The organism is Corynebacterium sp. HMSC078H07 (genome assembly GCF_001812805.1).
Classification (GTDB): domain Bacteria; phylum Actinomycetota; class Actinomycetes; order Mycobacteriales; family Mycobacteriaceae; genus Corynebacterium.
On record NZ_KV810476.1, the window covers coordinates 62,992 to 74,800 of the forward strand.

Annotated in this window: 13 protein-coding genes, 1 tRNA gene and 1 pseudogene; 10 read left to right on the forward strand and 5 right to left on the reverse strand. The window is 60.7% G+C overall.

The genetic code is table 11. From position 1 onward, the window contains the following. The 3 genes from HMPREF2875_RS13965 to HMPREF2875_RS06735 form a co-directional block, all read right to left on the reverse strand. Positions 1-669: transposase-like zinc-binding domain-containing protein (locus HMPREF2875_RS13965; RefSeq protein WP_246817053.1), on the reverse strand; the 669-nt coding region annotated here is incomplete at its 3' end. Between the two features lie 318 nt (positions 670-987). Continuing rightward, positions 988-1,064, reverse strand: a tRNA-Pro gene (locus tag HMPREF2875_RS06730). A 99-nt stretch (positions 1,065-1,163) separates the two neighbouring features. Then, on the reverse strand, positions 1,164-2,078 hold the full coding sequence (locus HMPREF2875_RS06735; RefSeq protein WP_070671478.1) for a metallophosphoesterase: 915 nt from the start codon (positions 2,076-2,078) through the stop codon (positions 1,164-1,166). A gap of 42 nt (positions 2,079-2,120) precedes the next feature. On the opposite strand from HMPREF2875_RS06735, the gene HMPREF2875_RS06740 reads away from it, so the two are divergent. Beyond that, complete coding sequence (locus HMPREF2875_RS06740) at positions 2,121-2,585, forward strand: GatB/YqeY domain-containing protein (protein WP_070671480.1); 465 nt, start codon at positions 2,121-2,123, stop codon at positions 2,583-2,585. 4 nt (positions 2,586-2,589) lie between these two features. Here HMPREF2875_RS06740 and HMPREF2875_RS06745 read toward each other — a convergent pair whose 3' ends face one another. Continuing rightward, positions 2,590-5,022 carry a transglycosylase domain-containing protein gene (locus tag HMPREF2875_RS06745; protein ID WP_070671482.1) on the reverse strand — a complete coding sequence of 811 codons (2,433 nt, stop codon included), beginning with the start codon at positions 5,020-5,022 and terminating at the stop codon, positions 2,590-2,592. A gap of 174 nt (positions 5,023-5,196) precedes the next feature. Here HMPREF2875_RS06745 and HMPREF2875_RS06750 point away from each other — a divergent pair, with 174 nt between their 5' ends. From HMPREF2875_RS06750 to HMPREF2875_RS06760, 4 genes are read left to right on the forward strand one after another with little or no spacing between them, the layout of a single operon-like run. After that, positions 5,197-5,532 carry a WhiB family transcriptional regulator gene (locus tag HMPREF2875_RS06750; RefSeq protein ID WP_210388167.1) on the forward strand — a complete coding sequence of 112 codons (336 nt, stop codon included), beginning with the start codon at positions 5,197-5,199 and terminating at the stop codon, positions 5,530-5,532. Between the two features lie 27 nt (positions 5,533-5,559). Continuing rightward, the gene (locus HMPREF2875_RS13495) at positions 5,560-5,721 is read left to right on the forward strand and encodes a Sp36 family protein (RefSeq protein ID WP_010189965.1); all 162 of its coding nucleotides are present in this window, start codon (positions 5,560-5,562) and stop codon (positions 5,719-5,721) included. Further along, complete coding sequence (locus HMPREF2875_RS06755; RefSeq protein ID WP_070671485.1) at positions 5,722-6,180, forward strand: RidA family protein; 459 nt, start codon at positions 5,722-5,724, stop codon at positions 6,178-6,180. 18 nt (positions 6,181-6,198) lie between these two features. After that, positions 6,199-7,011, forward strand: a complete 813-nt coding sequence (locus HMPREF2875_RS06760) for an MBL fold metallo-hydrolase (protein ID WP_070671486.1) — start codon at positions 6,199-6,201, stop codon at positions 7,009-7,011. Between the two features lie 118 nt (positions 7,012-7,129). On the opposite strand, the gene glxR is transcribed toward HMPREF2875_RS06760, so the two are convergent. Beyond that, positions 7,130-7,813 (reverse strand): CRP-like cAMP-activated global transcriptional regulator GlxR, encoded by a 684-nt coding sequence (gene glxR / locus HMPREF2875_RS06765; RefSeq protein ID WP_070671488.1) that lies wholly within the window; start codon positions 7,811-7,813, stop codon positions 7,130-7,132. 303 nt (positions 7,814-8,116) lie between these two features. Here glxR and nth point away from each other — a divergent pair, with 303 nt between their 5' ends. The 5 genes and pseudogenes from nth to HMPREF2875_RS06790 all read left to right on the forward strand — a co-directional run. Then, a complete protein-coding gene (nth, locus tag HMPREF2875_RS06770; protein ID WP_070671490.1) occupies positions 8,117-8,770 on the forward strand; it encodes an endonuclease III in 654 nt (217 codons plus the stop codon). Between the two features lie 9 nt (positions 8,771-8,779). Next, positions 8,780-9,349: a TlpA family protein disulfide reductase gene (locus HMPREF2875_RS06775; RefSeq protein WP_070671492.1), complete on the forward strand. Its 570-nt coding sequence runs from the start codon at positions 8,780-8,782 to the stop codon at positions 9,347-9,349. Then, the gene (locus HMPREF2875_RS06780) at positions 9,346-10,023 is read left to right on the forward strand and encodes an NUDIX hydrolase (RefSeq protein WP_070671494.1); all 678 of its coding nucleotides are present in this window, start codon (positions 9,346-9,348) and stop codon (positions 10,021-10,023) included. Before HMPREF2875_RS06775 ends, HMPREF2875_RS06780 begins: the two co-directional genes overlap by 4 nt. A 30-nt stretch (positions 10,024-10,053) precedes the next feature. Next, entirely contained in the window at positions 10,054-11,241 is a 1,188-nt protein-coding gene (locus HMPREF2875_RS06785; protein ID WP_070671499.1) for a MarP family serine protease, read from the forward strand. Between the two features lie 39 nt (positions 11,242-11,280). Then, positions 11,281-11,809 (forward strand): annotated as a pseudogene (locus tag HMPREF2875_RS06790) (HNH endonuclease); the annotation flags it as partial.

The window sequence follows — 11,809 nt, forward strand, 5'->3', positions numbered from 1 at the left end:
GTGGACTGCAGCGGTAAACCGTGCAGCATCTTCAAGGCTGTGTACCTGAACAAGCATGTAGCCCAGCTTCCGGATTGCTTTATGGGCTGGGTGAATCGGGTTGCGGCTGATGTCGGCGAAAGTGTTGCGTTGGACGTGGACTAGGCAGCGCTGGATTCTCACGTCGGGCCATTTAGTGCGCAGTGCTTTGAGCGCTCCGCCTGCCCCGTCGGTGGTGACGATGAATGGTTGCGCGATTTTGTCGAGCAGTTTCAGGTACTCATATGAGCTTTCACGCAGGCACCAATGCCAAGCGATGACATGTGTATCGGTGCAGGCTACAAGCAGGCATTTCTTGTGAAAGTAGGTGCCGTCGATAAAGACCTGGTCGTAAACACGATAGGGGTCTGTAGCGGTTGGCACGGTGATAAACCACAAAAGCTTGAACCACCGGGTTAACGTGCGCCTTGTTACCCCAAGGCGTTTAGCTAGATGGTCTGCGGATTCCCCGGAGAGGATCCAGTCAATAAAGATTTTGAAGTGGCGTATCTCGCTGGTGTGTACCCGAGTATTAATCGATGAAACGTTGCAGTTAGGGCATAGCCAGCGTTGGGTTCCTGCCGCGGTTTTGCCGTTCTTAACGAGTCCATGGCCGCACATGTCACACGACGGCCGATTCCTATTAGCCATAGGAATTGGCCTTACCGCACCAGCAGCAGTCCTCCTATCACAGACCTAGGACTATCCGGTGTTGATTTCATCGATCGGGCTGTTGGAACCGATTCAAAATCAAGATCACGGCATTATCCCAGGCTGTTCCGGGAATCCACATCGATCTATCCACACGAAATGTCCCTTAAGCCCTAGAATTGGGGATTTATAGGCTCTGAACGGTTGCGTCAAGAAGGCGCGTTGCAAGCATATATCCGGCCATTTGGGCCCCTTAATCCGCTCGCGATAGCGGGTCAAGATGAAAACGACGAAAACCCGCAGTTTCCTGCGGGTTAGTGGTCGGGATAACAGGATTTGAACCTGCGACCTCTTCGTCCCGAACGAAGCGCGCTACCAAGCTGCGCCATATCCCGGTGTCTCGCTCTAAGCGGTACCGGAATACTGTAACGCACCCCAGCCTGAAAGAACAAAACGGCAGCGTGGCGGGTCTTTCTCAGGTGGCCTTAAAGGTCTTAGGTTGCTGAAGAGGACTTCTCTGTGATGCGCAGCAGCGTGGCCGATGGGCGGCAGAAGACGCGGAAGGGAACGAACTTGGAGGTGCCTAGCCCGTTGGACACGTGCATGAACATGGGGCCGAACTGGTGTAGACCCTGCGCGCGGGCGCGGTCGATGCCGCAGTTAGTCACGATGGAGCGCGAGCCCAACACCTTAAACGGCAGGCACAACTGGCCGCCGTGCGTATGCCCCGACAGGGAAAGCTGGTAGCCGTCAGCGGCGAACTTCTCCAAGACGCGCGGTTCCGGGGAGTGGAGCAGCGCTAGGGAGAGGTCAGCGTCTTCGTTCGGGGCGCCGGCGATTTCGGAGTAGTCATCCAAGTCATGATGCGGGTCGTCCACACCAGCGGCAGCGAGGCGGACGTCGCCCACCTTGAATTCCACGCGGGCTTGGTTGGCGTCGTGCCAGCCGTGCTCAAGGAAGGCAGCACGCATGCCCTTCCAGGGCAGGTTTACGTAGGACGGCGTGTTCTTCTTGCCAATCAAGTAGTTGAAAGGATTCGGGATGCGCGGTGCCCAGTAGTCATTGGTGCCGAAACAAAACATTCCCGGGCGGCTCAACAGCGGGCCAAGGGCACGGAGGACGTCGGGAACGCCGCCTTTGTCGGAGAGATTGTCGCCGGTATTGACCACGAGGTGTGGGTCGAGGCGGTCGAGGTCCGATACCCACTCGATTTTGGCGCGCTGGCCCGGAATCATGTGGAGGTCGGAGACGTGTAGGATGCGGAATTCTGGCTCCTCGCGCAGCGTGCCGGGCTCCAGCAGAGGTAGCGTGTACTCCTTGAGCTCAAACTTGGTGAGCTCCGAGTGCGCCCACGCGGCAACACCCAGGCCTGCGGCGGCGAGTCCGCCAAGGATGGGAAAAATCTTCACCCTCCCCACCCTACCTGGGCGAGCTAGCGTAGATTGAAGGGCATGAGTGAGTTGAAAGAAACTATCCGCGCCGACCTCAAGACCTCGATGAAGGCCAAGGACAAGGCCCGCACGTCCGCCATCCGTTCCCTCCTGTCCGCCATTCAGGCGGAGGAAACCACCGGTTCCCGCCATGAGATCACCGATGAGGACATTCTCAAGGTCATCGCGCGCGAGATTAAGAAGCGCCGCGAGTCCGCTGAGGTATACGCCGAGAATGGCCGCCCGGAGTTGGCGGAGGCCGAGCTTGTCGACGTCCCCTTTTTCGAGGCCTACCAGCCCGAGCAGCTTGACGACGACTCCCTAAACGCCCTCGTCGCCGACGCAATTGCCGAGGTAGAAAAGGAGTCCGGCGAGCCAGTCACCATCAAGCAGATGGGCAACGTCATGAAGGTCGCCAACGCGAAGGCCGCTGGCCGCGCAGACGGCAAGCGCCTGTCCACCGCCGTGAAGGCCGCCCTGAACTAAGGGGCTATAGCCCGAAGAAGTCCCGCACGTCGTTGGTGAAGCGGTCCACATCATCCTGGTTGATGAGGGGCTCCGGCTGTGCGGGTGGCTGGCCATCGCCACCGCCGCCGCCGTTGTCGGTGGGCGGCTGGTAATTGTAGGTGCCTGACGTGGAACTATCGTCTGAGGTGGTGGCCGAGGAGCCGTCGGAAAGCTGCAGCGTTACCTCCGCACCTTTCTTGGTGCCGGATGCGCCCGTGATGACGCGCACCACCTTGCCGTAGCCCACACCGGGGGCGGCCACTTCCGTGGTCTTGACCGTATAGCCGGCCTTCTCCAATGCGGCGCGGGCTTGGCTTTCGGACTTGCCCTTGAGGTCGTCGATAAGCGGCGAGACCGTACCCGAATCATAGGCGCGGTCATAGTCCGGCACCGTGCCCTGTGCTGCCTCCGGCACGCGCACTGCCATGGTGTAGAACGTCGCCGCCGGCTCAAGGCCACCGAAGAGGTTGCCGCTCCCGCATTGACGCACCGGGCCGGTACACAGCGGGGTCGTTGTCGTGCCGTCGTTATAGATGTACGGCGCGGCCGCCACCGCCGAGTTGAAGCCCAGGAAAGCCGAGGACTGGTTGGATTCCGTGGTACCCGTCTTAGCCGCTGCCTGGCCACGGAAGCCCGCCGCGCGTGCCGATGCCGACGCCGTGCCCTTCTCCGTATCGGCCGTCATGTTGTTCTCCAGCGCCTTAGCCACTTCCTTGCCCACCGCGCGCTCGCAGGGCGTGTGCTTGATGTAGACCTCGTTACCGTGGGCATCGGTAACTTCCTCGATGGGGTTCGGCTCGCACCACATGCCTTCCGACGCCACCGTGGCGCCCACATTAGACAGTTCCAGCGCATTGACCGCCGTGGGGCCCAAGGTGAAGGAACCCAGGTTGGATTCCTTGATGTGATCCGCAATGGAGGAGTTTCCGTCATAGCTGCCTGGGTCTTCGTAGGAGCGCAGGCCTAGTTTCACGGCCATGTCCACCACCTGCTCCACGCCGAGCTGCTCGATGAGCTCGATGAAGGGGGTGTTGGGGGAGTAGGCCAACGTATCCTGCAGCGTCATCGTGGAGGCATAGTTGCCCGCATTCTCCACGCAGTACTTGTTCGGCGGGCAGTTCTCCGCGCCGCCGAAACCAAGGCCTTCTGCTTCGTAGCGCTTCGGCACGGCGAGGCGGTCCTTGATGCCGTAGCCCGATTCGAGCGCGGCCGCGGCCGTAAAGAGCTTGAATACGGAACCTGCGCCATTGCCCACGAGTGAGTTCGGCTGCGGCAGCAGGGTCTCATTGTTCTCCAAATCCAGGCCGTAGGTGCGGGACGACACCATGGCTAGGACCTTGCGGGAGTCAGTGCCGGGCTTGACGACGTTCATCACTTCCGCGACGCCCGCCGCATCCGGCGCGGTATGACTGCGCACCGCGTTTAGGGCCTGATCCTGCACATCGGGGTCGAGTGTGGTCTTGACGGTGAGGCCACCGCGAGCCAGGTGTTCACGGTCGATGCCTTTATCGGCGAGGTAGCTCAAGACATAATCGCAGAAGAATCCGCGGTCGCCGGCGCCGATGCAGCCGTTGGGCAAGGTGGCGGGACTATCGAGCACGCCGAGAGGCTGCTGGGCAAAGCTATCGGCGTCCTCTTGGGAGAGGGAGCCGTTGTTGACCATGGCCTGCAGGACGACGTTGCGGCGGTCCCGCACGCCTTCCTCGTTGGTATAGGGATTGAGGTACTCGGAGGACTGCACCATGCCAGCCAGCATGGCGGACTGTGGCACGGTGAGGTGCGCGGCATCGGTGCCAAAATAGGTACGGGCTGCCGCCTCTACGCCGAAGGAGTGGTTGCCAAAGGGTACGAGGTTGAGATAGTTCGTGAGGATCTCGTCCTTGGAAAGCTTCGCATCGATATCGGTGGCCATGCGCATCTCGCGCAGCTTGCGGGCCATGGATTGTTCGGTGGCGGCCTGGCGCTCTTCGTCGGTGGTGGCGTTGACGAGCAGGAGGTAATTCTTCACGTACTGCTGGTCAATGGTGGACGCGCCCTGGGAAACGCCACCTGCTGCCAAGTTGGTCCACAGTGCTCGGAAGTTTCCCTGCAGGTCCACGCCTTCGTGCTCGTAGAAGCGGCGGTCCTCGATGGCCACCATGGCCTGCTTCATGGCATCCGAAATCTCATCGGGTTGCACCGAATGGCGGCGCTGCTCATAGATATAGGCCAAGGTGTTGCCTTTAGCGTCCAGGATGGTGCTCACGCCCGGGGTATCGCCGTCGGTGAGATCCTGAATATCCGATTGCATCGTTTCGTTGGTCCTGGCTACGGCCACACCGCTCACACCCGCGATGGGGGCTAGTGCGAGGGCAATGAGGAGGCCCACCAGTACTGTGGAGAGAACGAGCTTTCCCAGGGATTTGATGACAGTCACCCTCCACACACTACGTGCTTCGAGGCTGATCCGGGAGACCCCCCTAAAGTGTGACCTATTAGACAGGCATATCGGTTAGTGAATAGACTAACGGTGAGTACATAATATTCCGCCATATTGAGGGTTATTCACTTTTATGAGGTGGGATGGGAGCTTGGAAGGAGTTACCTAGCCATGGCAGTCAGTGTAAAAGGTGCAGGACGGTCCGCAATGGTAAAGAATGCCTCTTCGACCACCGAACGTGGTGAGTGGGTTACCCAAGCCAAGTGTCGCAACGGCGACCCGGATGCCCTGTTTGTACGCGGCGCTGAACAGCGCAAGGCCGCAGTTATTTGCCGGCACTGCCCAGTGCTCAACGAATGCCGTGCGGACGCCCTGGATAATCGCGTCGAATTTGGCGTGTGGGGAGGCCTGACGGAACGTCAGCGCCGCGCTCTTCTGCGCAAGAATCCGCACATCACCAGCTGGGCACACTACCTTGCAGAAGGCGGCGAATTAGTCGGGATTTAAGCGCCGGAGTTTAGTAGCATGGAACCCATGACTAAATGGGAATATGCCACCGCGCCGGTTCTTACTCACGCAACCAAGCAAATCCTGGATTCCTGGGGTGAAGACGGCTGGGAGCTCGTCACCATCACCCCGGGTATGAACCCGGAAAACGTAGTTGCTTACTTCAAGCGCCCGCTGGAGGAATCCTAAATGACCGCGCGCGCACGTCTGGAGGAGCTCGGCATCGAGCTCCCATCCGTTGCCGCTCCGCTCGCGTCGTATGTCCCTGCCACCCGTGTGGGCGACCAGGTGTGGACCTCTGGCCAGCTGCCCGTCGTTGACGGCGAGCTGCCTGCCACCGGAAAGGTTGGCGCGGAAGTTTCCGTTGAACGTGCCCAGGAGCTGGCGCGCACCGCAGCCCTCAACGCTCTTGCGGCCATTGATGCCGAAGCAGGCTTGGACAACATCACCCGCGTGGTGAAGGTTGTCGGCTTCGTCGCCTCGGATCCTTCCTTCACTGAGCAGGCCGCGGTTATTGATGGCGCCTCGGAATTCTTGGGGGAGCTTTTTGGTGAGGCCGGTGTGCATGCACGGTCTGCCGTGGGAGTGGCGGTACTGCCGAAGGATTCTCCCGTTGAGATCGAAGTCATCGTAGAAATCGCTGAGTAATCGGATAGGGTTAGAACCATGGAGCATCCTGCATATAGCCAACTGCGTCCCGTGAGCCAGTCCGTCGGTGTCGTGCTGTGTGACAACCCCAGCTACACCGCTCTGGAAGGCACCAACACGTGGATTGTTCGTGCGGGGGAGGATTCCCGCGCCATTGTTGTTGATCCGGGCCCCGAAGATGAGGGCCACCTCAACGTCGTCACCGCGAAGGCGGGTGAGGTTGCGCTGATCCTCCTGACCCACCGTCACGATGACCACGCGTCGGGCGCGCAGCGCCTTCGCCAACTCACTGGCGCTCCGATCCGTGCTTTCGATCCGAACTACTGCAATGGGGCCGACGCGCTTGTCGACGGTGAAGTGATCGACATCGACGGCGTCACCCCCCAGCTTGAGGTAGTCCACACCCCGGGCCACACCGCTGATTCCACCTGTTTCTTCGTGTGGTCCGACGAGGCTAAGAGCTCCACCCTGGAGGGCATCCTCACCGGTGACACTATGGCCGGCCGCCACACCGTCTTGCTCTCTGAGACCGATGGTGACTTGGGCGATTACCTCAAGACCTTGGACCTCTTGGAGGAGCGCGGCAAGGACGTTCCGCTGTTCCCGGGCCATGGTCCGGACTTGGAGGACACCTCGGCGTTTGCCCGTAAATACATCGACCGCCGTCACCACCGCCTCAACCAGATCAAGGAAGTTCGTTCCCGCTTGGGTGAGGATGTCGACGTCAAGACGTTGGTGGATGAGATGTATGACGACGTTGACCCGGTCCTGCGCCACGCGGCCGAGCAGTCCACGCGGACCGCGTTAAAGTACCTCGACGCTGAGAAGTAACCCGAAAACCACGAAGTCCCCCGATATTCTCGGGGGACTTTTCATATGCAGCGGTGCGCGTGGAACGCCCTCAGCGTTCCTTATGGTTCCTTATGCGGCGCTTCCAGCGCGCCGCATGTTAGCGCGCGCGGCGGGCAAGGTGCTCGGTATCAACGATGAGGACCGACTTGCCCTCGAGGCGAATCCAGCCGCGGTGGGCAAAGGTAGCCAAGGCCTTGTTCACGGTCTCACGGGAAGCACCGACCAGCTGGGCGATCTCTTCCTGGGTGAGGTCGTGGTTGACGCGCAGGGCGCCGCCTTCCTGGGAACCGAAGCGGTTGGCCAGCTGCAGCAGGGTCTTTGCTACGCGGCCAGGCACGTCGGTGAAGATGAGGTCAGCCAGGTTAGCGTTGGTACGGCGCAGGCGACGCGCCAGCACGCGAAGAAGCTGCTGGGCAATCGCCGGGTGGTCACCAACCCACTGCTTGAGCATCTCAGAGTTCATCGTTGCGGCGGTGACCTCGGTGACACACACAGCGGAGGAGGTGCGCGGGCCCGGATCGAAGATGGACAGCTCGCCGAACATATCGGACGGGCCCATCACCGTCAGAAGGTTCTCACGACCGTCCGGGGCGTGGCGGGCAAGCTTAATCTTGCCCGAGGTGATGATGTAGAGACGGTCACCCGGCTCGCCCTCATCGAAGATGGTGGTGCCGCGCGGGAAGCGGACAGTCTCCATCTGCTCAATCAGATTCTGAACTGCCACTGGGTCAACGCCTTGGAAAATTCCAGCGCGAGAGAGGATGTCCTGTACGCCTTCCACTGTTACTCCTTAAAGCCTGCGCAGAGGATAGATTGATGCACACGCAAGCAGGTTGTGTTTGTTGTTGACGCAGCCGCTCTGGCAGTGCGTCAAGAGGCACTGCCCAATATCATACAGTGTAATTTGTCACCTTTTCCAGCGGGCTGAGAAATAATCACACGGTATGAGAAGATAACTAGTTTTCGAAGGCATTTGCCTCAAGCTTTTCCATCAGAATGGCAAAGAGCGCGAGGCCCAGCGGGACAAGCAGAACAAGCGAAATCATGTGTCCCACCTTACCCGGCCGCCAGTAGAATGAGGCACATGCCTCTCGACAATCACCGCGACTTCACCCCTACCGCTGAGCGCGCCGACCACATCCGCGCTGCCCTCGCGTCGGAATACCCGGACGCTGATTGTGAGCTAAATTTTTCCAACGCGCTCGAGCTTCTCGTCGCCACGGTGCTGTCAGCACAATGCACGGATGAGCGCGTCAACCAGGTCACTCCGCACCTTTTCGCGACCTACCCCACCGCCCCAGACTATGCTGCGGCCGACCGAACGGAATTGGAGAGCATCCTGCGCCCGCTGGGCTTCCAGCGAGCAAAAGCCGGCCACCTCATCGGCATCGGGGAGAAACTTGTCGGCGAATTCGATGGCCAGGTTCCGCACGGCATCGATGAACTCACATCGCTTCCGGGAGTCGGCCGCAAAACCGCTCTCGTCGTCCGCGGCAACGCCTTTGGTCTTCCTGGTATCACCGTGGATACGCACGTCACGCGACTGAGCCAGCGCCTAGGGCTGACCAAGGCGAAGACGCCACGGGCGATTGAGAGGGACGTCGCCAAGCTCGTGCCCGAAGACGAGCAGACCGCGTTTTCTCACCAAGTCATTCTCCACGGCCGGCGCGTCTGCACCGCCCGTTCGCCGCGGTGTGGGGCCTGCGTCCTTGCCCCGTGGTGCCCGTCGAGGGGTTAAGGTGGAGCAATGAGCCAATACTCCGGGTGGCCTCGATACGTGAAGGTCAGCATCATTGCCATCAGCATCCTGGCGGCACTCGCGCTGGTCGGCGTGGTCAACCTCCTTGAGAATGATGAGCCGGAAGTTGCCCTGCCGCAATCTCAAGAAGCGGACGTGGCTTCGCGCCCCAAGTGCCCGGAAGGCCCCATCGCCGGGGTGGAGCTGCCGTGCCTGGGTGCCGCCAGCACGGCCGCAGCGAAGAATATCCAAATCGTCACCGTGTGGGCCTGGTGGTGCGAGCCGTGCCGAACAGAGCTTCCCTTCTTCCAAGACATTGCGCGCTCGCACTCCACGTGGAATGTCGTCGGCGTGCACGCAGACCCGAACGCGGCAAACGGCGCTGCACTCCTGGATGATTTAGGCGTGGATATCCCCAGCTACCAGGATGAAAAGGGCACTTTTTCCGGCGAGCTTAGCCTGCCGGGCGTCATCCCCATCACGCTGGTGGTGCGCGATGGTCAGGTCGTGGAAAAGTTCGTCAAACCATTCACGTCAGCTAAGGAGCTGGAAGAGGCCATCGATGAGGTGCTCGAGTGAGTCGCCTTCACCCTGCCCGTGCCCCTGAATGGTTGCGTCCGGCACTGGGCGTCGATACGCGCGCGGTGCAAGAGCGCCTCATTCACCATGTGAGGCCGGCGAAACGTCGCCGTGAATCGGCGGTGTTAGTGCTGCTCAAAGGTCAGAGCTTCGAGGATGGCGAAGTGCTGCTCACGCACCGTTCGCCGTCGCTGCGCTCGCACTCCGGCCAGATTGCTTTCCCTGGTGGACGCAAGGACGAGGGGGACGCCTCGCTTGTCGACGCCGCCCTGCGCGAAGCCGAAGAAGAAACCGGCCTCGACCGCTCCACGGTCACACCTTTGGAACAGTGGGGCAAGCTGGACATCCGGGCGACCGGTAACACCGTAAGCCCAGTTTTGGCCTACTGGCATACTCCCGGCACTGTGTGGCCGGCCAGCCCTGCCGAGACCGATGATGTCTTCACCGTCCCGCTCCGGGAGCTGGCAGACCCGGCAAACCGCATCATGGTGGGGCACAGCCGCTGGAAAGGCCCTGCTTTCCGGTCGCGCGGCTACCTGGTGTGGGGCTTTACTGCGGGGGTGCTGTCAGGATTGATGGATCATGCAGGCTGGTCCGTAGAGTGGGATAAAAATAAGGTCCATGATCTGCGTGAATCACTCACTCGCTCACTCAATAATGAGAAGATGGGTTAGTTCTGCTGCCTTTGAGTGAAAGTGTTCTTTGTGTCCTTAGCTGTTGACATCGCCATTGTGATTGCCGTGCTTCTCGCCGTGCGCGTGGGCTGGCGTCAGGGTGCGCTGACCGCAGTGCTTGCAGCGGTAGGTGTCATTGCAGGTCTGGTGCTGGGAACGGTCGCCGCTCCAGCGGCGATGCAGCTGGCGGACCAGCCAGCAGTGCGGTTCCTGCTGGCTGTCGGCGTGCTTATTCTCTTGGTGGGGCTGGGGCAGTTGGTGGGGGCGTCGCTAGGCGCGGCGTTGCGGGACCGTATGCGCACGCGCTCGGGTCAACGCGTGGATTCTTCCATCGGTGCGGTCTTCCAGTCCGTGGCGGCGGTTGTGGTGATTTGGCTGGTGTCCCTGCCGTTGGCCTCCAACCTGGGTGGGCAGCCAGGCCAGGCGCTGCGTGAATCGCGAATTCTCAGCGGCCTTAACGCCGCAGCTCCTGACCGTTTAGCCTCATTGCCGAATGGTCTGGCGGCCATGCTCAACGATTCCGGCCTTCCGCCTTTGGTGTCGCCGTGGGAGCGATCCGGCGCGGACGTTGAGGTGGAAGCACCTGAAATAGAGATTGGGGACCCGGAGCTGCTGGAGCGCGTCCGGCCTTCTGTCATCCACGTGTTGGGTGACGCTGAGGCTTGCTCGCGGCGCCTTATGGGCTCGGGTTTTGTAACGGAGCCGGATTACGTCATCACGAATGCGCATGTTGTGGCCGGTACGGATAAGGTGCGCCTCGATACGGTGCTGGGGCTGAAGGAAGCGGACGTGGTGTATTACAACTCGGACGTGGACATTGCTGTGCTGCATAGCCCGGGCCTAGGTTTGGATCCCCTGCCGTGGGCAGAGGATGTTGCGGTGACCGGCGATGATGCCATTGTCTTGGGCTTCCCCCAGTCGGGTCCGTTCAGCGCGGAGACCGCGCGTATTCGGGATCGCCTCACTATTGCCGGGCCGGACATTTACTCCACCGGCCGCGTGGAGCGCGACGCCTACACCGTGCGCGGCAACATCCGGCAGGGCAATTCCGGTGGTCCCATGATTACCCCGGAGGGCCAGGTGCTGGGCGTGGTCTTTGGTGCGTCCGTGGAGGATTCCGACACCGGCTATGCACTTACCGCGGACGAGGTGCGCGGCCACATTGGTGACGTCACTATGCTTGCCGACGCCACCCCCACCGGCTCCTGCGTCGGCTAACTGTTGCGCGCTTACTTAAGGTGTTTTAGTCTTTGGCGCATGGGGGTATTAGAAACCTACTTCCACTACCGCAACTCGGGGATCGCGCTAGTGGAACAAGCATCCAGCTCACCCGATGAGCTCCGCGCGCTCGGCGCCGACCCAGCCGATGCCGCAGAACTCGCGCACCTTCATCGCATCTACTTCGGGCAGACTCGCTTCACTGGCAAACAGCGCAAAGCACGTGCCGCCGCGGTGGCACAAAAGCATGGCCTAGCCACTCTCACCCTGATTGAGTCCTACACCGCCAAAGTCAACAAAGACCTCGACGCGTGGAACCTACGCATAAAACTTGCCGGAACACCTGCCCACAAAATCCGCCAGGTCGCCACCAAGCGTTTAAAGGAGCTTCGTGCCAAACGGGTAGCTAAACCCGGAGTACGCTTCACCTACCGGTCTAAAGGACCGAACTCCATCACCATCACCGACACCCCAACTGTCATCGCCGACATCCGCGGAACCCTCGAATCCGTCAACAAAACAAACCTGCTTGACGCTGCCCGCACCGTCATTGTCACCGGCGGTATCG